The 22005-nt window shown below is 58.2% G+C and carries 19 protein-coding genes and 3 tRNA genes; 10 read left to right on the forward strand and 12 right to left on the reverse strand.

Annotated elements, in window-relative coordinates:
* Nucleotides 1–67: 67 nt before the first annotated feature.
* On the forward strand, nt 68–934 hold the full coding sequence (locus I6J19_RS10700) for a hypothetical protein (protein WP_038628090.1): 867 nt from the start codon (nt 68–70) through the stop codon (nt 932–934).
* Nucleotides 935–950: 16 nt separating this feature from the next.
* Here I6J19_RS10700 and I6J19_RS10705 read toward each other — a convergent pair whose 3' ends face one another.
* Both I6J19_RS10705 and I6J19_RS10710 read right to left on the reverse strand, forming a co-directional pair.
* Nucleotides 951–1568, reverse strand: a complete 618-nt coding sequence (locus tag I6J19_RS10705) for a DJ-1/PfpI family protein (RefSeq protein ID WP_038628087.1) — start codon at nt 1566–1568, stop codon at nt 951–953.
* A 102-nt stretch (nt 1569–1670) separates the two neighbouring features.
* Complete coding sequence (locus I6J19_RS10710; RefSeq protein ID WP_005511109.1) at nt 1671–2144, reverse strand: ribose-5-phosphate isomerase; 474 nt, start codon at nt 2142–2144, stop codon at nt 1671–1673.
* Nucleotides 2145–2372: 228 nt separating this feature from the next.
* Here I6J19_RS10710 and I6J19_RS10715 point away from each other — a divergent pair, with 228 nt between their 5' ends.
* Nucleotides 2373–3578, forward strand: a complete 1206-nt coding sequence (locus I6J19_RS10715; RefSeq protein WP_038628085.1) for a TIGR04053 family radical SAM/SPASM domain-containing protein — start codon at nt 2373–2375, stop codon at nt 3576–3578.
* Nucleotides 3579–3605: 27 nt separating this feature from the next.
* On the opposite strand, the gene I6J19_RS10720 is transcribed toward I6J19_RS10715, so the two are convergent.
* Nucleotides 3606–4250, reverse strand: coding sequence for a mycothiol-dependent nitroreductase Rv2466c family protein (locus I6J19_RS10720; RefSeq protein WP_038628082.1), 645 nt, complete (start codon nt 4248–4250; stop codon nt 3606–3608).
* Nucleotides 4251–4379: 129 nt separating this feature from the next.
* Between I6J19_RS10720 and pepN the strand changes: the two genes are divergently transcribed.
* Both pepN and I6J19_RS10730 read left to right on the forward strand, forming a co-directional pair.
* Nucleotides 4380–7082: an aminopeptidase N gene (gene pepN, locus I6J19_RS10725; RefSeq protein WP_038628079.1), complete on the forward strand. Its 2703-nt coding sequence runs from the start codon at nt 4380–4382 to the stop codon at nt 7080–7082.
* Nucleotides 7083–7149: 67 nt separating this feature from the next.
* A complete protein-coding gene (locus I6J19_RS10730) occupies nt 7150–7548 on the forward strand; it encodes a globin (RefSeq protein WP_038628076.1) in 399 nt (132 codons plus the stop codon).
* Nucleotides 7549–7567: 19 nt separating this feature from the next.
* On the opposite strand, the gene I6J19_RS10735 is transcribed toward I6J19_RS10730, so the two are convergent.
* From I6J19_RS10735 to I6J19_RS10755, 5 genes are all read right to left on the reverse strand, one after another.
* Nucleotides 7568–8374 carry a DUF8185 domain-containing protein gene (locus tag I6J19_RS10735; protein ID WP_038628073.1) on the reverse strand — a complete coding sequence of 269 codons (807 nt, stop codon included), beginning with the start codon at nt 8372–8374 and terminating at the stop codon, nt 7568–7570.
* Between the two features lie 6 nt (nt 8375–8380).
* Nucleotides 8381–8824: an acyl-CoA thioesterase gene (locus I6J19_RS10740; RefSeq protein WP_016422286.1), complete on the reverse strand. Its 444-nt coding sequence runs from the start codon at nt 8822–8824 to the stop codon at nt 8381–8383.
* Nucleotides 8825–8960: 136 nt separating this feature from the next.
* The gene (gene ettA, locus I6J19_RS10745; RefSeq protein ID WP_038628070.1) at nt 8961–10631 is read right to left on the reverse strand and encodes an energy-dependent translational throttle protein EttA; all 1671 of its coding nucleotides are present in this window, start codon (nt 10629–10631) and stop codon (nt 8961–8963) included.
* 303 nt (nt 10632–10934) lie between these two features.
* Nucleotides 10935–11474 carry a single-stranded DNA-binding protein gene (locus tag I6J19_RS10750; RefSeq protein WP_038628068.1) on the reverse strand — a complete coding sequence of 180 codons (540 nt, stop codon included), beginning with the start codon at nt 11472–11474 and terminating at the stop codon, nt 10935–10937.
* A gap of 233 nt (nt 11475–11707) precedes the next feature.
* Complete coding sequence (locus tag I6J19_RS10755; protein WP_038628066.1) at nt 11708–13855, reverse strand: bifunctional copper resistance protein CopD/cytochrome c oxidase assembly protein; 2148 nt, start codon at nt 13853–13855, stop codon at nt 11708–11710.
* A 110-nt stretch (nt 13856–13965) separates the two neighbouring features.
* Here I6J19_RS10755 and I6J19_RS10760 point away from each other — a divergent pair.
* Nucleotides 13966–14038: transfer RNA gene (locus I6J19_RS10760), tRNA-Arg, on the forward strand.
* A gap of 55 nt (nt 14039–14093) precedes the next feature.
* On the opposite strand, the gene I6J19_RS10765 is transcribed toward I6J19_RS10760, so the two are convergent.
* Entirely contained in the window at nt 14094–14738 is a 645-nt protein-coding gene (locus tag I6J19_RS10765) for a TetR/AcrR family transcriptional regulator (RefSeq protein WP_038628064.1), read from the reverse strand.
* A 269-nt stretch (nt 14739–15007) separates the two neighbouring features.
* Between I6J19_RS10765 and orn the strand changes: the two genes are divergently transcribed.
* On the forward strand, nt 15008–15661 hold the full coding sequence (gene orn / locus I6J19_RS10770; protein WP_038628062.1) for an oligoribonuclease: 654 nt from the start codon (nt 15008–15010) through the stop codon (nt 15659–15661).
* Nucleotides 15662–15804: 143 nt separating this feature from the next.
* A tRNA-His gene (locus tag I6J19_RS10775) sits at nt 15805–15880 on the forward strand.
* Between the two features lie 144 nt (nt 15881–16024).
* On the opposite strand, the gene I6J19_RS10780 is transcribed toward I6J19_RS10775, so the two are convergent.
* Nucleotides 16025–16819, reverse strand: a complete 795-nt coding sequence (locus I6J19_RS10780; RefSeq protein ID WP_038628059.1) for an ABC transporter ATP-binding protein — start codon at nt 16817–16819, stop codon at nt 16025–16027.
* A 98-nt stretch (nt 16820–16917) separates the two neighbouring features.
* Complete coding sequence (locus I6J19_RS10785; RefSeq protein ID WP_052155632.1) at nt 16918–17934, reverse strand: FtsX-like permease family protein; 1017 nt, start codon at nt 17932–17934, stop codon at nt 16918–16920.
* A gap of 149 nt (nt 17935–18083) precedes the next feature.
* On the opposite strand from I6J19_RS10785, the gene I6J19_RS10790 reads away from it, so the two are divergent.
* Entirely contained in the window at nt 18084–19289 is a 1206-nt protein-coding gene (locus I6J19_RS10790) for a sensor histidine kinase (protein WP_038628056.1), read from the forward strand.
* Nucleotides 19290–19350: 61 nt separating this feature from the next.
* On the forward strand, nt 19351–20034 hold the full coding sequence (locus I6J19_RS10795) for a LuxR C-terminal-related transcriptional regulator (RefSeq protein ID WP_038628053.1): 684 nt from the start codon (nt 19351–19353) through the stop codon (nt 20032–20034).
* A 54-nt stretch (nt 20035–20088) separates the two neighbouring features.
* Here the strand turns inward: I6J19_RS10795 and I6J19_RS10800 are convergent, their stop codons facing one another.
* Entirely contained in the window at nt 20089–21258 is a 1170-nt protein-coding gene (locus I6J19_RS10800; RefSeq protein ID WP_038628051.1) for a L,D-transpeptidase, read from the reverse strand.
* A gap of 662 nt (nt 21259–21920) precedes the next feature.
* Here I6J19_RS10800 and I6J19_RS10805 point away from each other — a divergent pair.
* A tRNA-Lys gene (locus I6J19_RS10805) sits at nt 21921–21993 on the forward strand.
* Nucleotides 21994–22005 lie beyond the last annotated feature (12 nt).

Genomic DNA, 22005 nt, shown 5'->3' on the forward strand with positions numbered 1-22005 from the left:
GCTCTACATGCGTTGTTTCAAGTAATTACTAGCAATACTCGCAATTTCCTTTTTGGAGGCCTAGCCCATGGGGGCGTTAATCCTGATTGCTATCACCGTCGGCGGCGCAATTATCATCGCGTCGATGGCTCAAAACCGTTCTAACAGGGCCTTTGATGCCCGCCAGAACAATCAATTGGAAGACGCCGTCGCAGACGCCCGCCGATGGATTGAGCGGCTGGGCTCACAGGTACTGAACCTGGCTGGCACCGATTTGGCTTCCACGCAGGCTCTTGCTGACGCATCCGAGCGCTACAACGCCGCTTCCTCGCAGATTTCTACTGCACGCACCCCGGCACAGGCCCGGATGGCGCGCGAATCGGCGCTGGAAGGTCTGCACTACATCAATGCGGCTCGCGAAATTATGGGCTTGCCAGCGGGACCGACACTGCCGCCGCTGGAGGGCCAGAAGGCCGCTGGTTCTGTGACCGAAACCCGCACCATTGAGCACGAAGGCCACTCGGTTACCGCCTCGCCATACGCCACCCCGGAAACCCCGAACTACTACCCCGGTGGCCGTGTCGCTGGCCGTCCGGTTCCAGCCGGTTGGTACTCCGAGCCCTGGTGGAAGTCCGCACTCCGCACCGGTGTCTGGACCGCAGGCTCAATGCTGCTATTCTCTACCCTCTTCCACGGTATGGCCGGCGTTGCCTACGGCGCTGATGAGTTCGCCAGCGGCATGGGCACCGGCGCCGATGACTTCGGCGGCACCGAGGACTTTGGCGCCGAAGACTTCGGTGGAGATGACTTTGGCGGCGACTTCGGTGGCGGCGGTGCAGATGCCGGTGACGCAGGCGACGGTGGAGGTTTCTTCGACGGCCTCTTCGGTGGTGGCGACGGTGGCAGTGACGGTGGCGGATTCTTCGACGGCGGATTCGACGGCTTCGATATTTAGAAAAAGCCCGGCGCCGCTATTTCGCTAAATCCGCAAAAGGATCTACAGTGCCGTCTGTCTGGGGCCGATACTCAATTTTTCTGGCGGCGAATCGACCAGCTTCCTTGCCAAGGATGCTGCTAATTAAAGCAACAGCCATATCCATACCTGCTGCGACTCCTGATGAGCTCCAGCGATCTCCGTCTTCAACCCATCGAGCCGCTTTCACCCACGTCACTTCGTTTCCGAACGAGGTAGCCCAATCAAAAGCCAACTTATTACTAGTTGCCCGCTTTCCTTCAAGAAGCCCAGCCGCAGCAAGCAGTGCGGAACCTGTGCAAACCGATGCCACTAACCGCGCCCGGGATCCGAGGTTGTTGAGCCAGTCCAAAAACTCTGCATCCTCAACTAGTGTTCTACTCCCGGCTCCGCCAGGAACTAGAAGAATATCGACCGTTTCGAGGTCAGCGGCACAACGTGTGGCGATAACCTGCGCCCCCTGAGCGCTGGTTATCGGACCAGCAATGTTGGCGACATATTCGACCTCAATCTCTGGGACATGGCCAAAAAGGCCAACCGGTCCAAATACATCCAAGAGCTCGAACCCGGGGAATAGCACAACAGTTACTCGACGATGCGCTTCTGAAATTGTCATACGACAATTCATACTCCGCCTATACATAAAAATGGTCTGGTTCCAGAGTTTTCTGGAACCAGACCATTTTATTCCTATCAACAGATAGCGAACAACAACCCTTTAAGCCTCCGGCAGCTCCGGGGCAACGCCAGTCTTCTCGTACTCTGCGAGGATGTCAATGCGACGCTGGTGGCGCTCCTCCTCGCTCCACGGCTGGGAGACGAAAGCATCGACGATGGCCAGGGCTTCTTCCTCAGAGTGCATACGACCGCCAAGGCCAATCAGCTGAGCGTTGTTGTGCTCGCGGGCGAGCTTTGCGGTCTCCACCGACCAAGCCAGCGCACAACGAGCGCCCTTGACCTTGTTAGCGGCGATCTGCTCGCCGTTGCCGGAACCGCCGAGCACGATACCCAGGCTGCCCGGATCGGCGACGGTACGGGAAGCCGCCTCGATGCAGAATGCTGGGTAGTCATCTGCAGGGTCGTAGGTGTGAGCGCCGCAGTCTACGACGTCGTGGCCAGCCTTTTCCAGGTGGGCCTTAATCAGGTTCTTCATCTCAAAACCGGCGTGGTCTGCACCAAGGTAAATACGCATGGCAGCAAGTCTAGCGGTTCCCGCGGATTAAACGGTGTCTGCACCCGTTTTAGGTATTGCTTGACGACGTCTCCTGCGCAGCCGAATAGGGTGAAAAGTGACTGTATTTGCGTCTCAGCATGTCTTCGAAACCGGAAATTGGGTGCTTTTACCGTGTCTCCTGCGCCGCAAGCTCACTTCCAAGTCGATCCGGAAGCTCATGGCTCCCATGGGCATCATCACGCACCGGTGGTGCGAACGGTTCGGCATGACATCAACAAGAAGCCATTTATCGTCATTTGGGAGGTCACGCGGGCTTGTGGCCTAGTCTGCAAGCACTGCCGCGCTGATGCGCAACATGAGCCGCATCCGCACCAGCTTTCGACCACCGAGGGCAAGATGCTGCTAGAGACCCTGGCGTCGTATAGCAAGCCGAAGCCTCTTGTGGTGCTCACCGGCGGCGATCCTTTTGAGCGTGATGACCTGGAAGAATTGGTGCGATTTGGCACTGAGCGCGGCCTGAACATGTCGCTGTCGCCATCGGTGACACCGCGGCTGACGCCGGAGCGGATCAAGTCGTTGCGAGAGGCCGGTGGTAAGGCGATGTCAATGTCGCTCGATGGCGCGACTGCTAAGACGCATGACAAGTTCCGTGGTTTTTCGGGAACTTTTGAAAAGACGCTGGAGATGGCTCCGCACATCAACGAGGCCGGTTACCGACTGCAGATCAACTCGACCCTGACCAAGGGAAATATCCATGAGGCACCAGCGCTGCTGAAGACCGTCATGGAGATGCAAGCCAAGATGTGGTACGTCTTTTTCCTCGTCCCCACTGGTCGCGGTGCGGATTTGGGCGCTTTGTCGCCGGAGGAACGCGAGGATGTTCTGCACTGGTTGTCGGATGTGTCCAACCGAATTGCCATCAAGACGACGGAGGCGCCGCAGTATCGGCGCGTCGTTATGCAGCAGGAGGAGGCGATAGAAAAGGGGCTGCCACCCTATGAAGGCGGCGAGCTCTACCGCTACTTGACCGAGGAAACGACAAAGCTGCTCGGCGCTGTGCCGGAAAAGCCGCGCCGACCGCGCTCCCCGATGGCCGTCAATTCTGGTTCCGGTTTTGCCTTCATTGACCATATCGGCGATGTCTACCCCAATGGTTTCCTGCCGTTGCACTGCGGCAATGTGAAGGCCACACCATTCCAGGAAATCTATTCGAACTCGCCGGCTTTTAAGGCTCTCCGCGACCCGGACAATTGGCACGGCAAGTGCAGCGTCTGTGAATACCACAGCGTCTGTGGCGGATCCCGCTCGACGGCCTACGCGTTGACCGGGGATTACACGGCATCCGACCCGACCTGTATCTACATTCCGCCGCGGTGGGCTGCGATGAGCGAAGAAGAACGGCAGGCTTCCACCGGGCAGAATGCTGAAGCTGGGGCGGGTCAGCTCTCTTAGCCGCACGCCCCAGCTGCTACAGGTTTCTTAGTCGAAGCGCGGATCCTCAGTGCGAGAGCGCTTAATTTCGAAGAAATACGGGTAGCTGGCGACGGCAACCGAGCCGTCGAAAATCTTGCCGGCTTCTTCGCCGCGTGGGATACGGGTAAGCACCGGACCGAAGAAGGCAACGTCGTTGAGCTTGACCACCGGAGTGCCGACGTCGTTGCCGACCTCCTTCATGGCCTCTGCGTGGTTTTCACGCATGAGCTCATCAAACTCTGTGGTCAGAGCCTGGGCCAGACGCTCTTCCGGCAGGCCAACCTCTGCGAGGGTTTCCTTAATCAGCTCGTCGAATGCGTGCTCCGGCTCGTCGACATGCGCATGACGATCGATGCGGTTTTCGTTGTGAATCTTCGTGCCCAGCGCGGTGTAGAGCTTGTCGACGGCCTCCTGACCATCCTGGGAGAACACTGCATTAAACAGGCGTGCCGGGGTCCAGTTGCACTGCATCATGAACTTGTACTCTTCCGGCAGTTCGTCGCGGCCTTCATTGAGTACTGACAGGCTCATCGGCTTCCACTCGACCTCGATGTCGCGGACCTTTTCGACTTCCTTAATCCAGCGGGATGTCACCCAGCAAAACGGGCAGGAAACGTCGAAGTAGAAAGTGACCTTGTCTCGATTGCTCATGTGAAAGTCCTCCTAAATCATTGATTGACTTATCAACGACTATAGGGCGGAATTTTTCGGCTTGCATTCATGTTTTCCGCGCTCACTCAGAATCCTTCTCAAATCCGGGGTCGTGGTTACACTTGTCGCATGACTTCCACGAACCTAACCAGGACCGAGGCTGCCGACCGTGCGGCCATGCTCGAGGTGTCCCACTACGACATCTCTCTCGATCTCACCACCGCACCTGTCGGTGGGCCGCACAGCGCACCAACATTCGCTTCCAAGACCACAATTTCTCTGACGGCGAAGCGCGCTGGTTCCACCTTTATTGATCTGCGTGATGCGGTTGTTAAGAGTGTGACCATCGACGGCGTCGATGCCACGGAGGCTGCTCACTATGCCAGCGAGACCGGCATTAACCTGGACCTGACCGACGGTGACCACACCATCGTTATCGACGCGGACTGCCGTTACACCAACAACGGCCAGGGAATTCACCGCTTCCAGGATCCTGCCGACGGCGAAACATACCTGTACTCGCAGTTTGAAACTGCCGACGCCAAGCGCGTGTTCGCCTGCTTTGACCAGCCGGATTTGAAGGCGACGTATTCAATCCACGTCGTGGCACCGAAGGGCTGGAAGGTTATTTCCAACTCGGTGGCCAAGACCGGCGCCACCACCGATGTCCACGGCAATGAGGCCGATACCTTCGACTTCTCGGTGGATGTTCCCCTGTCGACGTATCTCATCGCAGTCTGTGCGGGCCCATGGTACGAGGTCGCTGACTCGTGGACCGGCACTGTCGCACCGCACCCGGAAACCCCTGCCGAACACCAGCCGGAGGGCGAGCTGACCATTCCACTGGGGCTCTACTGCCGCCAGTCCATCGCCGAGTACCTCGACGCTGACACTCTGTTCAAGGAGACCAAGGAGGGCTTCGACTTCTACGCCAAACATTTCGGCGAGCCCTACCCGTTCGGTAAGTACGACCAGATCTTCTGCCCGGAGTACAACATGGGCGCGATGGAAAACGCCGGCTGTGTGACCATCCGCGACGAGTACGTCTTCCGCTCCAAGCCCACCCATTACCTCTACGAACGCCGCAACGACACCATCCTGCATGAGATGGCTCACATGTGGTTCGGCGATCTGGTCACCATGCAGTGGTGGGATGACCTCTGGCTCAATGAGTCCTTCGCCACCTGGTCGGCCGCCGCCGCTCAGGTCGAGGTTTCCGATTACAGCCACGCTTGGACCACTTTCGCCAACGTCGAAAAGGCCTGGGCCTACAAGCAAGATCAGCTACCGTCGACGCACCCGATTGCCGCCGACGCCAGCGACATTGACACCGTCGAGCAGAACTTCGACGGCATCACCTACGCCAAGGGCGCGTCCACCCTCAAGCAGCTGGCCGCCTACGTTGGTCAGGATGCTTTCCTCGCCGGTGCTCGTATGCACTTTGCCCGTCACCGCTTTGGCAATGCCACCTTCGCGGACCTGCTGGACGCGCTCTCCGAGGCTTCCGGTCGCGATCTGTCTGGCTGGGCCGATCAGTGGCTGACCACCACCGGTATCACCACCCTGGCACCGGACTTCCGCCAGTCGGCCGGTAAGTACACCTCCTTCGCAGTCACACAGGAAGGTGCCGAGCCGGGTGCCGGAGAACTCCGCGATCACCGAATCGCCGTGGGTATCTACAACCTGCGCGGCACCGGATCGGATGCCGTACTCGAGCGCACCAAGCGCGTGGAAATCGACGTCCGTGGTGCACGCACCGAAGTCCCAGAGCTGGTCGACACTCCAGTCGGCGATGTCGTGCTGGTTAACGACGACGACCTCACCTACAGCATGATCCGCTTGGACGAAGGCTCGCTTGCCACCGTCATCGACAACATCGGCGCCTTCACCGATTCAATGGCACGCACACTGTGCTGGTCCGCGACCTGGCAGATGGTTCGCGCAGGCCAGATGCGCGCTCGCGACTTCGTCAACCTGGTGCTCCGCGGCATCCCGGGCGAGGACAAGCTCTCCGTCTTGGAGCGCGTCATCGCTCAGGCGGTCAGCGCCGTCAACGTCTACGCCGATCCACAGTGGGCTGATTCCACCGGCCGCGACCTGCTGGCTCAAGGCCTGTTGGACAACGCGAAGAAGGAAACCGACGCCGACCGCGCCCTGGTTTTCGTTAACGCTTTGACCACCGTGGGCTCGTCGAATAGCGACGTCGTTGACGCACTGCGCGCCATCTACGCTGGTGACGCAGACAAGGCTGGTTTCCCAGCTGTCGCGGTAGACACCGACATGCAGTGGCGCGCCCTGAAGGCGCTGGTTTCCGCCGGTCTCGAGGGCGAGGAAGCCATCGCAAAGCTTGAAAAGACCGACAACTCGGCACTAGGTGCGCAGGCCGCCATCGCCTGCCGCGCCTCTGTGCCGACGCTCGCCAACAAGTCCCGCGTCTGGGCAGAGGCGACGGTCTCCGGCAACGATGCCCCGTCGAACCTTGTCATTCGCCACTTGCTGGCCGGCTTCAACGCGCCGGGCTCGGGTGAGGTGCTCGCACAGGCGCTTGACGACGACTCCCGCGCCACCATCAACGCGGAGCAGTCGGCGACTTCGCTGTCGGAGCACTTCTTCGCCGTTGCCAACATCTGGTGGAAGCAGTTCTCCTCCGAGACGGCCCAGACTCTGCTCGAGGGCTTCTACCCCACCTGGGAGATCAGCGAGTCGGCAATTGCGGCCGCTCAGTGCTTGCTCGACAGCGATGAGACTGCGTCGCCGGTCAAGCGCATCATCTCTGAGCAGCAGTTCCTGGTGAAGCTCGCTCTTCGTGCCCGCGAGTTCGACGCGAAGTAGCAAGTGATTTCGACCGGCACTTTGGCCGTTATCGTTTTCGTGGCATCAAGTCGATAGACTTGGTGCCATGACAACTTCTCAGACGCTCTTTGACTCCGTCGGCGGCGAGGATGTCTTCAATCGCATCGTCCATGGCTTTTACACGCGTATGCGTTCCGATGACCTCATCGGCCCGATGTACCCCAGCGATGACTGGGAGGGCGCCGAGGATCGACTCCGCATGTTCCTCGTCCAGTACTGGGGCGGGCCGCGTTCGTACAGCGAACAGCGTGGTCATCCGCGCCTGCGCATGCGCCACATGCCGTTTTCCATCGGCGAAGCCGAACGCGACCGCTGGCTGGAGATCATGAGCGCCTCACTCGCAGACATTTCCGATGAAGAGCTCCCCCGCCCTCAACGCGAAGCCATGTGGAATCACATGGTGCAGGTCGCTGACATGCTCATCAACCGCTTCGACGCGCAGTAGGAATTATGCTCCTACCCCGCTAGTTCAGCAGCGGCAGCACGCCAAAGGACTCGAGCGTAAAGATCGAGCCAAACCGCCCATCCAGCCGGTGCCACCGTCCCTTCGTGGACACGCGCACCGGCTCTTTTTCATCCGGTTGCTCCGGAATGAAGCCCATCGCACACAGCGCAAACACATCCCGCATGGTCACGTCCACCACGCTTTTCGACGTCTCCTGCGACTGCCCCTCCCCTGAGTCAACAGTGGCTTCACCGGCCTCGCCGCTGACAGTAAGAACCTTCTGATCTAGCAGAGATGGCGGCATACCCATGGGGCCGGAAGATTCCACCGCGACCGCGCGCCCCTGCTTCTCGAGAGTCCGGAAAGCAGTGGCCGGAACATAGTCGACAACCTGCCATCCTTCCGGAACTGGCAAGAATCCCGGCCAGGAGGACGCCGACTGCGCATGCACCCGGTACGGCAGCGCGGTGAGCGAAGCTTCCTTGTCCTCCGCATCGTCGGATGATTTTGCCTGCGCGAAGGCACGCACTGCGATGTCTTTAATCTCCGCGGCAGTGACGATGATGTCGTCGGGAAGCGCATGTAGCGCAATTGTGCGCATGGCGAGCGGGCCGATCGGGGTCTTCACCCATACCTGTGACATTGCTGGCGCAGCGGTGGGCTCGGGCGAGGAACTGATACCGGCGACGGTGGTGGTCTTTCGTGCGCGGATGCGAAGCAATGTGTTCTCGTCGAGGGCGTAGGCCTTATGGGCTAGGACGCCCAGATTCTTCAGGGCATCGGGAGTGCCGAAGGTCAGCTCGGCAGCGGGATGAGAAGTGGTCACGGCGAATTACTTGTCCTGGTCTTCCTTGTTGTCCTCGATTGCGGGAGCTGCAAAACGCTCCAGTTCACGGCGTGCAGACGGGGAGAGCTCGACTGCCTTCGCAGTCTTGAGATCAAACATCACCATCACGGTTTCAAGCACAGCCACGATGTGATCATGCTGGTCGGAGATAGTCTGGCGGAGTGTGAAAGAGGTGCGACCGAAGTTGATGATCTCGGTCTCAACCACAACTTCCTGGGTGTCCGGCAAGATAGCGCGGACGTAGTCGATCTCCAGGCGACGCACCACTGCCGCAGGCATCCCTGCCCCGCCGCCGAGACCGCGCATAACAAAGTCCAGACGAGCCTGCTGGGCGTATTCCAGGAATGCGGTGTTGTTAGCGTGGCCGTACTGATCGAAATCAGACCAGCGGATAGCAACGTTGGTACGAAATGGTGCTGATTCAGTCATACCCAGAACTATAGGCGTTTTCTGGAGCTACGAGCCTGCAAATAACGCGAAAGCCCGGGACCTGTGCACTGGTGCGAGCCAGTCCACACTGTTCCGGGCTTTGCCGTTGGCAAAAATCAGATTCGCGGGAAACAGATTAGCGGGTCAGGCGACGGTGAGTGACACGCGACGGGCGCGCAGCCTCCTCGCCGTAACGCTCAATCTTGTTCTTCTCGTAGCCCTCGAAGTTGCCCTCGAACCAGAACCACTTGCCCTCTTCGAAGTTGCCTTCCCATGCGAGGATGTGGGTACAGGTGCGGTCCAGGAACCAACGGTCGTGAGAAATGACCACGGCACAGCCCGGGAAGTTCTGCAGTGCGTTTTCCAGCGAAGACAGGGTTTCGACGTCAAGGTCGTTAGTCGGCTCATCCAGGAGGATAAGGTTTCCGCCCTGCTTGAGGGTCAGCGCGAGGTTCAGACGGTTGCGCTCACCACCGGAGAGAACCTTCGACGGCTTCTGCTGGTCCGCGCCCTTGAAACCAAAGGCAGACAGGTACGCACGAGACGGCATCTCGTTCTGGCCGACCACGATGTAGTCGAGACCATCAGAGACAACCTCCCAGACGGTCTTTTCCGGATCGATATTTTCACGGCCCTGGTCAACGTAGCTGAGCTGAACAGTCTGCCCGACCTTGACCTCACCGGAATCCGGCTGCTCCAGCCCCACGATGGTCTTAAACAGGGTGGACTTACCCACACCGTTCGGGCCAATCACACCGACGATGCCGTTACGCGGCAGGGTGAACGACAGGTCCTTAATCAGGACGCGGCCATCAAAGCCCTTCTCCAGGTCCTTGACCTCAACAACCTGGTTACCCAGGCGCGGCGGGGTCGGAATCTGAATTTCTTCGAAGTCGAGCTTCTTGTACTGCTCGGCTTCCTCCACCATCTGCTCGTAGCGCTCCAGACGGGCCTTGTTCTTGGCCTGGCGAGCCTTCTGCCCCGAGCGGACCCACGCCAGCTCATCCTTCAGGCGCTTCTGCAGCTTGGCGTCCTTCTTACCTGCAACCTCAAGGCGCTCAGCCTTCTTCTCCAAGTAAGTCGAGTAATTGCCCTCGTACGGGTAGAGCTTGCCGCGGTCGACCTCACAAATCCAGCCAGCGACGTGATCCAGGAAGTAACGGTCGTGAGTCACGGCCAGGACAGCGCCCGGGTACTTAGCCAGGTGCTGCTCGAGCCACAGCACGGACTCGGCGTCCAGGTGGTTAGTGGGCTCGTCGAGAAGCAGCAGATCCGGCTCGGAGAGCAGCAGCTTAGCCAGTGCTACACGACGACGCTCACCACCGGAGAGGTGAGTAACCGGCTCATCTGCCGGCGGGCAGCGAAGCGCATCCATTGCCTGCTCAATCTTGGAATCCAGCTCCCAAGCATCAGCAGTGTCGAGCTCCTCCTGGAGCTTGCCCATTTCTTCCATGAGCTCGTCGGTGTAATTGGTGGCCATCTCCTCGGCGATGGCTTCAAAACGAGCCTTCTTCTCGAAGATGTCGCCGAGGCCCTCCTCGACGTTGCCGCGAACGGTCTTCTCCTCGTTCAGCGGAGGCTCCTGCAGCAGGATGCCAACAGTGGCGCCCGGCTCCAGGAAAGCTTCACCGTTACTCGGCTGATCCAGGCCAGCCATAATCTTCAGAATCGACGACTTACCTGCGCCGTTCGGACCGACCACGCCGATCTTTGCGCCCGGGTAAAACGCCATGGTGACGTTGTCGAGAATAACCTTATCGCCGTGCGCCTTGCGCACGTTTTTCATCTGGTAGATGAACTCACCCATGATGGAATTTCGTCCCCTCGTAAAAAGGAAATAAGCAATCCCTGTAGAGGTTACGCATAGGAACCAAAAGGCACAATCTACATGGGCGTACCCGCAATCCTTTCCCACCAAAGTCTCTGCCAGGCTACTAGCAAAACTAGCTGCGAGATAACGCTGCCGAATCGTATGCGATCCCTCCCCCTTTCTCAGCAGCGTCACCTCACATGCAGCAAATACCCCTCCCCTCTTTTAGCGGCACCCCCTTAATCCGCTCTAGAACGGCCAACTAACTCCTTGCCTGGAACTGGCCAACTAACTCCGTCACTAAAACGGCGCACTAGCTCCTGCACCAGCCATTTCTTGCTGCTCAGCACGAGCTGCACTTGTGTTCCCAGCCTCACTAGCGTCGCCAGCACCAGCGCTGAATGTACGCACTGTCTCGGTAACCGAGGCGTCCGATTCCCCAGCAGAAGCCTCACCAAGACCCGTCGGCGACTCATGCGGCTTCTCAGTCATAGTCTTGACCGTCGCCAGGTGACGACGCAGATTCGGCCCCACCGCCTTAGCAATGATCTTCTGGCGCTGATGCTTCGTACCATCATCGCCCTCCCAACGATCCGTACGAACGTGACCGTGGACAATAACGGCTTGGCCCTTCCACACCGTGTTATTCACGTTCTCGGCTAGTTTGCCCCAGCATTCAACATCAAAATATGACGTCTCCGACTGCTCCCAACCATTCTCCCCCTTCCATGACTTGCTGGATGCCACAGAAAACTTGCAGACCTTTGCCCCAGAATTGGTATTTCGATTTTCCACATGATGGACCACATTGCCCACCACGGTAATAACTGCCTCAGACATCGGGCTCCTCCCCCAAAAGAAAGCGTTTACCTACTGCGGCCGAATAATCCGAAGATGTCTCATTCGTGCCGTGCCAACTACTTTTCCGGCTCCGGGAGGCAAGCGAAAGAGGCAAACAAAAAGCCTGTGGATAATTTCGTCTAAAATACAACTATCCACAGGCTTCATATGAAGGTGAGGGGCGAGGTCGCAGCAATCCTCGTCGTCAAGCGAACGAAATCTGCTTAACGACGCTACCTTCCGCGCCTCTTCGAGGCATCAATCGGATTGTCCATGTGCACCGGATGCTGCGCGTCAACCTCTGAGGTGTAGTAGTCGCGCTCATCTTCGCCACCGACACCGACCTGCTGGCTCATGCGAGCGAGCATTTCGTTGTATGCAGCCAACTCCTCATCGTTGTTGCGGTCTGCGACACGGTCGTAGCGTGCTGCATCCTTCTCATCGGAACGTCGCCACTGCACAAACAGCGCAACGGTAACGATGTAGAGCGGAACCTCACCGGCAGCCCACGCGACGGCACCGCCGACATTCTGATCTTCCAAGAGATTGACTGCCCACGGGAGATCAAGGCTGGCGTAGTAGGTCTCGGCGAGCACCTGCTGCGACTGCATTAGCGAAATACCGAACCAAGCGTGGAACGGTAGCGACCCCATCAGCGTGACCAGTTTGACCGACGGCGCAATCTGCTGCGGTGCGGCATCGACACCAATAATGACCCAGTAGAAGATGTAACCCGAGATCAGGAAGTGGATGTTCATGAACACGTGACCTGCGTGCTCATCGGCCAGGAAGTCGTAAATCGGTGTCATGTAGAGCAGGTAGAAACCTGCAACGAACTGCACCGTCGCCACCACCGGGTGCGTGAGGAAACGCGACACCGGGTTGTTGATGAAGACCACCAGCCACTCACGAATACCCGGCAGACCATCACGTCCAGCCGGCTTCAGCGCACGCAACGCCAGCGTGACCGGACCACCCAGCACCAGCATGACCGGAATGCCCATCGAGTAAAGCATGTGGGCAATCATGTGCACAGAGAACAGAGCCGGCATGTACACACCCAGTGCGCTGCACGAAGTAAACAGCAAAGTTGCGCAACCGCCGAGCCACCACAGAGTGTTGGACAGCGGCCAGGTACCGCCGCGCTTCTTCAGCAAGTAGAGCCAATACAGGTAAATCCATGCGGCGATAATCGCGGCAGAGCCGAAGAAAATGTCAAAGCGCCACTGCGTGAACATGGCCTCCCAGCCGAATGGGATCTCCAGGTTGTAGCCGAGCTTGACCTGCATCTGCGTAATGGACGGCAGGCCCTCACCACCGGCCTGCTCAGAGAAATTCGGTGGCGGCGGAGTACGGCCGAGGGCCACGGCAACGCCAATCGTGAGCGCCATAATGATGACCTCAACAATGGCCAGTCGCCAGAACGGGCGATTCGACTGGGCACGCTCAATCTCCGGGATGGTGATCTTGCGGTGCACATAGCCACACAGGCCCAGCAAGATGGTGAGCACCGCCTTGACCAGCACCATGATGCCGTAGTTATTGCTGACCAGGTCAGACCAGTCAATATTGATGGCTGCGTTAATGAAGCCAGAGGCAGACATTGCAATGAATGCAACCAACGCCACGAAGGAGTAGCGCTTCACGACCTCTGGCATCCACTCACCACGACGACGCGCGTGGCCAACCAACGCCATCAAACCGCCGACCCAAAACACAGTGAAAGTCAAGTGCCAGATGTAGGAGTTGGTGCCGTAGTCATGCGCACCACCGGAGGCGTTGTGGCTCACAACAGCCAGCGGCATCATCGACACCAAGCTGATGGCGAAGAACACCGGCTGCCAAATCCATTTACGAGTCAGCGATGAGCCGAGCGCCACAATGCCCGCAAAAATAGCTACCCACAGCCACGCCAAGCCCTCCTTGGTCTGCTCCAAAGACACAGCCCAGTTACTCAGCTGAATCGTCGTTGACAGCGGCTGGCCCGACACATCGGAGAGAACCAGCGGAATCTCCATCAGCGCCATGAGACCCCAGCCGAGCATGGCCCACATACCCGTACGGGATGCCGTGTAGCCGTCGAGGCCCAAAGTGCCGTCGGCACGCTGCTTCGTACCGAAAGCAGCGAGCATAAACGAGCCGACACCGAGACAAGCGAGCAACTCACCGGTCGCCTTGGCGAACGGAAACCCGAAGGTAGTGATTGTGCCCGGATCAGGAATGCCCAACGTGGCGCGCGAATCCATGTTGAACGCCATCGAGAGCAAACCAGCTAGAACGCCGCCGATAAGCACAAAAACAACGTACCAACCAGCAGATTTACGGACTTTCTTATCCTTGCTAACAGGCGGAGAGGTCTCGGCCTTGGTCGTGGCAGTCATAGCCCTAAGCTTAGCGACCAAATTCCCTAGAGCAGAACCGGTAACACCACTGGGATTAGAACCGGTTGTGATTGGCTGTGCCAGAGACGCTACAATGCTTTTCTTAGCTGGCCTCCATAGCTCAGTGGACAGAGCAGTCGGCTTCTACCCGATTGGTCGAGGGTTCGAATCCTTCTGGGGGCGCAAAAATAACCCGCCTGGCCTGGTTTTATACCAGCATCAGGCGGGTTTTTACCTTTTAGTCCTTCTTGTTATCCGCGGGATCCGGACGCAAGTAGCGGTCAACCATGTCGACAACCTCTTCGACAGATTTCTTGTCTAGCGCAGCATCCTTTCCATCCGGACGCCACACCAGCACCATCGTCTGAATCAGACGGTAAATGTTGCGTGCCAACTGATATGGGTCGTGCTCGCGAATAGTGCCATCTTCCTGCCCGTGACGGACACCGGGGAGAATGAACTTCTCCACAATCTCCAGCTGAGTGTCGCTCATCTCTCCAGTGAGCGCTTCTAAGACGCGGTCGGGATCTGTCTTGACCAGGCCAGGGAAAAAGTCACTTTCGATGATGCGTTGAACGACGATTCGAATACGCAGCAACATACGAGCGCGTGAATCGCCAGGGACATAACGGAGCCCCTCAAGCATGTGCAGGATTTCGCGGTTGGTCACTTCCGCGAGAAGCTCGCCAATATCGGCGTAACGGCGATATACAGTCGGCCGCGAAACCCCTGCCTTGCGAGCAATTTCTGCAATCGAAGTCCTACGAAAGCCCACAGTCATTACGCTCTCACGAGCAGCGGCAATGATGACATCATCGACGGATGGTTTCTGTGCCGCGGTGTTGCTTTGAGCAGCGTCGCCAACACGGCTCGTCTCATCCATGTAACTATTTCTCCCGTTGGAATCCGAATTCAGAAGTAATTTTATCAGGCAAATAGGTCGATTTAGTTCATGCCCCGTTGTCCAATTCTAAAACCTCACTTTCCAGTTAATTTCGTTTCCCCACAATCCGCCTCAAAATCGGCACGCTAAACCACATCACAATCCACATCGCTAAGCTGGGCGTAGTCAACACGCGCCCCGCAGCCCAGTCCGGGCACAAAATAAGGCGCACTGCAGAAACATGCCGAATCTCAGCGAAAGGTGAAATCATGGCTCAGCCCAATCCCGATCTCCAGCTCTCCCCTGAGCTCGACCGGATTGTGTGGATTGACTGCGAGATGACAGGCCTCGAGCCCGAGCGCCACGTCATTGTCGAAATCGCGGCTCTCGTCACCGATGCCAACCTCAACGTGCTTGGAGAAGGTGTGGACATCGTCGTGCACGCGTCCGAGACTGAATTGGCACAGATGGACGATTTCGTCACCAAGATGCATGCAAAGTCCGGCCTGGATCAGGAAATACGCGCAAGCAAGACAAATGTCGCCGACGCCGAACAAGCTGTTCTGGACTACATCCACCAGTGGGTTCCCGAGCCCCGCACCGCTCCGCTGGCAGGAAACTCGATTGCTTCCGACCGCAAGTTCATCCACCGCTACATGCCAGAGCTCGATCAGCACCTGCACTACCGCATGATTGATGTCTCTTCCTTCAAGGAACTGGCCCGCCGTTGGTACCCCCAGGTTCTCAAGGGCGCTCCAGAAAAGGGTCTCGCTCACCGAGCTCTCGCAGATATCAAGGAGTCGATCCGCGAGCTGGACTACTACCGCCGCGCCATGCTTCTGCCCCACCCTGGCCCCGATGCCGACGCTGTTTCCGCCGCAAGCAAGGAATCCACAGAAAAGTACGGTGAAATTCGCGGCTAGCTCGCTTTACGACGGCCCCAAACCCTAACCCTCTCCAATTTTATCCGGGTTGACCTGCTGTTTTTGTTTCCAGCCCACTGTGGGCTACCATATAGTTCGCTGCAGAGATGAACTGAGAAAACAGCTCATTTAATGCGGTAATGGTGACTGTAGTTCAGTTGGTAGAGCACCAGGTTGTGATCCTGGGTGTCGCGGGTTCGAGTCCCGTCAGTCACCCCAAGTAGAACCCTCGGCCAGGATTTTTCCTGGCCGAGGGTTTTTGTGTGTCCGCCTACCACGCGGGTCTCGGGTTAATAGACAAAGTGTGTCCACCCAGCGTGTCGCCGGGATGGGTCCTTTTGCTACTTATCCCCCCCACAGTCACTACCGAGTAGCTACCAAACCTGCATCCGATACCTGCAGTTTGCCGTCGATCATCTCCACGATCCGGTCGGCACCGTGGAGCTGCCCCAGGTCGTGGGTGATGTACAGGGTGGCCACACCCATCTTCCGCGTCACATCCATAATCAGTTGCGTCACGGCCCCTGCGCTCTTCTGATCCAAGGCCGCGGTCGGCTCGTCGACTAGCAGCACTTCCGGCTCATTCATCAGTGCGCGCGCAACATTGACACGTGCCTGCTGACCACCGGAAAGCTGGTTCACGCGACGGTTTCCCAGCCCCGCCAGGCCGACTGCCTCGAGTAGCTCATCGGCGCGCTTCTCCGCTTCACGACGGCCACCCGCGAGCCAACCGAAGACGCGGCCCAGCCGCCGCATTGCGATGAGCTGCTGCTTAACCGTTAAGGCTGGTAGAAGATTCGGCTGCTGGAAGACGATACCGATATGTTCGCGACGAACCTTGGCAGCATCCGCGCCGCGAGCGCTCAGGTCAATGGCCGTCCTTTCCGCACTCTCGTCCGCGCCTGCACCGTTCGACTCCTGCTTGGTGGAGTACAGAGTGACGTGTCCGGAGTCGGCGCTCTTCAAGCAACCGGCAATGGTCAGCAACGTTGACTTACCAGAACCCGATGGGCCGACCAATCCAACGACCTCGCCAGCGCGAATCTTCAGCGAGATGTCATCCAAAAGAGTGCGCTTGTTTTCACCGTCCTGGACAGTCAACGAGATGTTTTTGAGCGCCAGTGCCACGGGAGCTTTGTTGTCGATGTAGGTAGTCATGTTGTCCTCAATTCCTCAGTTGCGTGATGTGCAGAGTGTGCAGGGCGTGCAGGTTGTACGGGATGTTTTTGGCGGAAAGTCGTTTTCTCAGATTGCCACTATGCGTTCGCCAGTGCGGTGGTCGGATCGACGCGAAATACCGGCACCAGTGCCAGCAGCGCACCAACTACGCCGGTCACAGCGAGAACGAGCCCCGGCACGACGGTCGTGGAAGCATCGACCACAATCGGCATGACGTTGGCGCTCTGCAGAGCCCAGCCCGCCGCTGCAGTCACCGCCACGCCGCCGCCGACTCCGATTGCTAGCACGGCCAGGACCTGTGCCAGAGAGTCAGCCACCAGCACGGAGCGGGACGCACCGAGCGCCGAGGAAATGGCCACACCACGGAGTCGCTGAACGGTCCACACGGTGAAAAATGCGCCTACTACCAGCGCGGAGATGACATACAGCATCGAGGTCATCGCGTTGAGCGAAGTCTGCTCGCCCTGGTAGGAAGCCGACAGGTTGTTGCGCTCGCCGTCGCGCAGAATGGTTCCTTCCGGGACATTCGGCAGCTGCGCCGCAGACTCGTCGACAACCATCGCCGCCGGCACCATCTGCCCCGGCGTCAGGTCTTCCATCACACCGCGCCCGGCATAAATGACTGCTTGATGGTCCAGCCACTTATCCCCCACCAGTCGTGCAACCGTGGCCTTATAATCGCCCATCGCGCCAGACAGGGTCAGCGAGTCACCTTCCGCAATGGCGGTTTCACTAACGCCGTCGGTGACGGCCACCTGGTCGTCGTTAAGCGAAAAATCGGAGATGACGGTGACGGGCGTTTCATCGACTCGTGCACGGCTGACGTAGACATCGCGGATGGCGGCGTTATTATCGTTCGCCCACGTTTGGATGCCCTTTCGCACTGTCTCGCCCATGCTTGACGACGACAACGACGTGGCCCCCTCAGCGACGACGACGGCATCGTTTTTGCCGTAGACCTCGTCAAGTGCGGAAACGGACTGGGAGGACAGGCCGGCAGCCAAAGCCGAGAGGAACACGACCATCACAGCAATCATGCCAACGGTGATGGTGATTAGTGCCGCACGGCCTGGAGCGGCCCGAAGTTCTTTCATTGACTGGTACATACTCATTATGGTCGTGGATTCAAAGGAGGATTTAATCGCCAGGGAGGTTGAACTTCGTCTCCAACTTTCGGTTGATGTTGACAATTCCGGCTCGTCAGCGGTGTTTTGGCAGGTGGAACTGTCCTAAGCTCGAGGGCGTGGATACTCCTGAGACCCTGAACCGCAACTGGCAATTACTGCGGTTTGCCCTGGATGTTTTGGTGCTGGTGCTGCTAGCGGTATGCGTGGTTCCGGACCCGCAGTGGCGAATCATCACCTATGCGGTGTGTTTTCTAGCGGTGTACATAGCAGGTTCGGTCGGGCCGATTGGTCGGGCTCGGCATGGCAACGTAGCCAACGAGGTCGCACTGACTAAACCGCACGGCCTACTACTGGGCTGGCTTGTGATCCTGCTGCTGTGCTGGGCTGCGTTGGCGTTTGCAACGCTGGACGCCTCGTTCCTGATTTTCCCACTGTTTTTCGTAATTTTGCAGGTCACTGGCGGCCTTACGGCTGTAATCATGGTGGCGGCGACAACAGCGACGGCAATCGGCGCTATCGCCGTCCACACTCCCCTGACTTTTGGTGGGGTCCTCGGTCCTATCCTCGGCGGGACATTTGTGCTCACGGTGGGGCTGGGGTTTCGGCTGCTGCAGAAGGAGACTATCGAAAAGACCAAGGCGCTGGAGGAGCTCTCGGCTGCCCGCGCCCACTCGGAAGCACTGTCCCGTCGTGCCGGTGAGCTGAACGAACGCGCACGCCTCGCAGCCGACATTCATGACACCGTGGCGCAGGGGCTTTCCTCCATCCAGCTGCTGCTGCATTCGGTGGAGTCTCGCATGAAAAGTGCTCCCACTCAGCATGACCAGGCCTCGGTGGATTCGCTGCAGCTCGCTCGCAAGGTCGCGGCCGACAACCTCGCCGAAACTCGGCGCATTATCGCAGCACTTCAGCCGGCTCCTCTCGAAGGGGCTGACCTATCCGGTGCGTTGGAGAAAGTCTGCTCCTCCACGGTGCTGGGCGATGCTGTCAGCTTCTGCGTTGACGGCACACCCACGCGACTGCCGGCCACCGTCGAAGCCACAATTATCAGGGTGGCCCAGGCGAGCTTGGCGAACGTCGTCAAGCATGCACACGCCACGCGCTGTCGCGTCACTCTGACCTATCAGCCCGACGAGGTTCTGCTCGACTGCGTCGACAACGGCATCGGCTTCGACCCCACCGCACCAACCAACGACGACAGCGTGGGTATCGCCAACGCGCGCCGACGCGTGGAAAAGCTCGGCGGCACCTTCACAATCGAGTCGGAACCTGGGCGCGGCTGCGGTGTCAGCGTCAGCATCCCGCACGAGCTCGCCTCTTAAAGTCCCGCGCCTGGTATGCAGGTAGGAAACGACCATTCACATCACCCGAGGAGATAGCCAGGTGACCAAGCCCATCGGAGTCCTCATCGCCGACGATCATCCCATCGTGCGCGCTGGTCTTCGCGCCGTCGTTGAATCGGCGCCGGATATCGTCGTGGTTGGCGAGGCTGCCAGCGGTGACGACGCGGTCGAGAAGGTGCGCGCATCGCTTGACGACGACTCTTGCGACCACATCGATCTGGTACTCATGGATCTTCGCTTTGGCGAGGCCCCTGGCACCGCTTCCCGCGCAGGCGGAGTTGATGCCACTGCAGCCATCCGCGCACTCGCCGGGCGCGGCGTGAAGGCTCCGGAGGTGTTGGTGGTGACCAACTATTCTTCGGACTCCGATGTCCTCGGCGCTGTCACCGCTGGCGCAGTTGGTTATCTGCTGAAGGATGCCGCTCCGGAAGAACTCATCGATGGCATCCGTCGCGCCGTTCGCGGCGAGACCGTGCTGAACACGCAGGTTGCCGGGCGCTTGATGGGGCGGATGCGCAATCCCAATACGGCACTAACCCCGCGCGAACTCGAGGTGCTCGAGTTGGTCGCGCGGGGTATGTCGAATAGAAAAATTGCAGAGCAGCTGGTGCTCACTGAAGCGACTGTGAAGTCGCATCTGGTGCATATTTTCACCAAGCTAGACGTCAGCTCCCGCACCGCGGCTGTTGCTCGGGCGCAGGAGCTGGGAATGTTGGATGAATAGTAAGCGGTCTAACCCGTGTGACTTAAGTGATGGCCTCACTTAGAGGACAGGGGGTTACCAAGAGCTGGTCTCGTCGGCGTTGCCCTTCTTCCAGGTCTCCCACGGGATGTTCCAGTCACCTAGTCCATCAACACCGGAGAGCGTCTCGCCAACCGTATTCTTCACAACCACGATGTCACCGCGCTTAGTGTTGTCCAGGAACCACTTAGCGTTGGCGTCAGTGACGTTGATGCAGCCGTGAGACTGGTTGACGCTGCCCTGTGCCCATGTTGACCACGGTGCACCGTGGACGTAGATACCGGAGTAAGACATCTGCGTTGCGTAGTTAACCGGCGTGACGTAGCCACCGTTATCCAGAGACAGGCCGTAAGTACGGGAGTCCATCACCATAGTCTCGTTGCGATCACCGATGATGTACTGGCCATTCGGAGTCGGGTGAACATTAGACCCCATAGAGATAGGCATGGAGTTTACGACTTCACCGTTCTTCTTAATGACCATGGTCTTCGTCGCATCATCAGCGATAGCGATGACTTCATCACCGATGGTGAAGCTGGTTTCGGCGGACTCCGCACCGTACATGTCGTCACCGAGATCCGTGCCATAAATGTCGGACTTCACGGTAACCTTGGTACCCGGCTTCCAGTACTCCTTTGGACGCCAGCGCACCTCGCTATTATTCAGCCAGTAGAAAGCGCCTTCCACCTTAGGCTCGGTGGTCACCTTGATTGCTTCCTCAGCGGCCTTGCGGTCCGAAATACTCGCGCTGAACTTCACGGCAATAGTCTGACCGACACCCACGGTGGAACCATCCAGTGGGGACAGGTAGCCATTTACCTGAGAAGTCGGCTCAATAGTGGTGAAAGAAGTAGCCAGCTTTTCTGTGCCTGAGGTGGCGTTAATCTCATAGGTCTTTGAGTAGCCCAGGGGTTCTGCAGTGGTCCACTTGGTACCACTGGAGTCGAGCTTGCCCTTTACCTCTTTGCCCTCAGGGTTGGTCATAACAACCTTGTCCAGGCGATGCCCCTCTTCCACCTGAACCGAAATCGGGTCAACCACCGAAACATCGGTGGCATCGTCCTTCACACTGGCGACAAGACCAACGTCCGACTTCTCCGCCTCTTGCTGCTCGGCATTATCGCCGCCGACGGTACAAGCAGCTAGCGAAATGGTGGCCGCAAATGTCACCACCGCCGTCGACAGGCGCTTAAAAGATTGCCGCATGATCGTGCTTCACTCCAACAGTGCAATTATTAAGTAGTAAGTCCCGGGGACACACTGTGACACACAGCGGAGTCCTGCTACAGCCCCTGGTGCGCCCTCGAAAAAGGTCAGACTACCCTGCAACGGCACTAGCCGCCGATAAAACGCCCGCCCTAGCTGAAAAAGCCGTAATGACTGCCCGATCGCAGTTTTCAACTCTTCACAGGGCGCAGCACGCAAAGTAGCCCAACGGTTCCTACAGTTAACCCTCTGGAAAAATGCTGTGCAACCCCCAAAAACCGGGGCACTTCAACCGACCTGGGAAAACGATGCACCTTTGAGGCTGCGTTACCGAAAAGTAATCAGTTCGCTATTCAAAAGTGCCACCGGACGTTACCGGACGTTACTAAACACCGCCGAACGTCACCGAACGTACCTACGGCATCAATGCACGCTCCCGGCGTTGATGACCTTGATACAACCCCACCCCACTTTGAGGATTTTCAAACTTTTTTTGAACTTTTTTCAAACGGTTGCACAAAACCCTTCAAAAAACATGCAAAAACGTCAGCTCAAAAACAGCACCTGACCAGCCGATTTTACAAACAATCAGAAACCTGGTTATATATCTTCTCGTTGCCGGGGAGGAGCTCACACAGAGAGCACCAAGCAGGAAACAGTAAGCGCCATTAGCTCAACTGGCAGAGCAGCTGACTCTTAATCAGCGGGTTCGGGGTTCGAGTCCCTGATGGCGCACGATACAGACCG

The sequence above is a fragment of the Corynebacterium amycolatum genome, from assembly GCF_016889425.1.
Classification (GTDB): domain Bacteria; phylum Actinomycetota; class Actinomycetes; order Mycobacteriales; family Mycobacteriaceae; genus Corynebacterium; species Corynebacterium amycolatum.

What these genes read in the sequence shown, in the direction of transcription:
- I6J19_RS10700 (WP_038628090.1), top strand. Translation starts at nt 68, where the DNA reads ATGGGGGCGTTAATCCTGATTGCTATCACCGTCGGCGGCGCAATTATC.
- I6J19_RS10705 (WP_038628087.1), bottom strand. Translation starts at nt 1,568, where the DNA reads ATGACAATTTCAGAAGCGCATCGTCGAGTAACTGTTGTGCTATTCCCC.
- I6J19_RS10710 (WP_005511109.1), bottom strand. Translation starts at nt 2,144, where the DNA reads ATGCGTATTTACCTTGGTGCAGACCACGCCGGTTTTGAGATGAAGAAC.
- I6J19_RS10720 (WP_038628082.1), bottom strand. Translation starts at nt 4,250, where the DNA reads ATGAGCAATCGAGACAAGGTCACTTTCTACTTCGACGTTTCCTGCCCG.
- pepN (WP_038628079.1), top strand. Translation starts at nt 4,380, where the DNA reads ATGACTTCCACGAACCTAACCAGGACCGAGGCTGCCGACCGTGCGGCC.
- I6J19_RS10730 (WP_038628076.1), top strand. Translation starts at nt 7,150, where the DNA reads ATGACAACTTCTCAGACGCTCTTTGACTCCGTCGGCGGCGAGGATGTC.
- I6J19_RS10740 (WP_016422286.1), bottom strand. Translation starts at nt 8,824, where the DNA reads ATGACTGAATCAGCACCATTTCGTACCAACGTTGCTATCCGCTGGTCT.
- ettA (WP_038628070.1), bottom strand. Translation starts at nt 10,631, where the DNA reads ATGGGTGAGTTCATCTACCAGATGAAAAACGTGCGCAAGGCGCACGGC.
- I6J19_RS10750 (WP_038628068.1), bottom strand. Translation starts at nt 11,474, where the DNA reads ATGTCTGAGGCAGTTATTACCGTGGTGGGCAATGTGGTCCATCATGTG.
- I6J19_RS10755 (WP_038628066.1), bottom strand. Translation starts at nt 13,855, where the DNA reads ATGACTGCCACGACCAAGGCCGAGACCTCTCCGCCTGTTAGCAAGGAT.
- I6J19_RS10765 (WP_038628064.1), bottom strand. Translation starts at nt 14,738, where the DNA reads ATGGATGAGACGAGCCGTGTTGGCGACGCTGCTCAAAGCAACACCGCG.
- orn (WP_038628062.1), top strand. Translation starts at nt 15,008, where the DNA reads ATGGCTCAGCCCAATCCCGATCTCCAGCTCTCCCCTGAGCTCGACCGG.
- I6J19_RS10780 (WP_038628059.1), bottom strand. Translation starts at nt 16,819, where the DNA reads ATGACTACCTACATCGACAACAAAGCTCCCGTGGCACTGGCGCTCAAA.
- I6J19_RS10785 (WP_052155632.1), bottom strand. Translation starts at nt 17,934, where the DNA reads ATGAAAGAACTTCGGGCCGCTCCAGGCCGTGCGGCACTAATCACCATC.
- I6J19_RS10800 (WP_038628051.1), bottom strand. Translation starts at nt 21,258, where the DNA reads ATGCGGCAATCTTTTAAGCGCCTGTCGACGGCGGTGGTGACATTTGCG.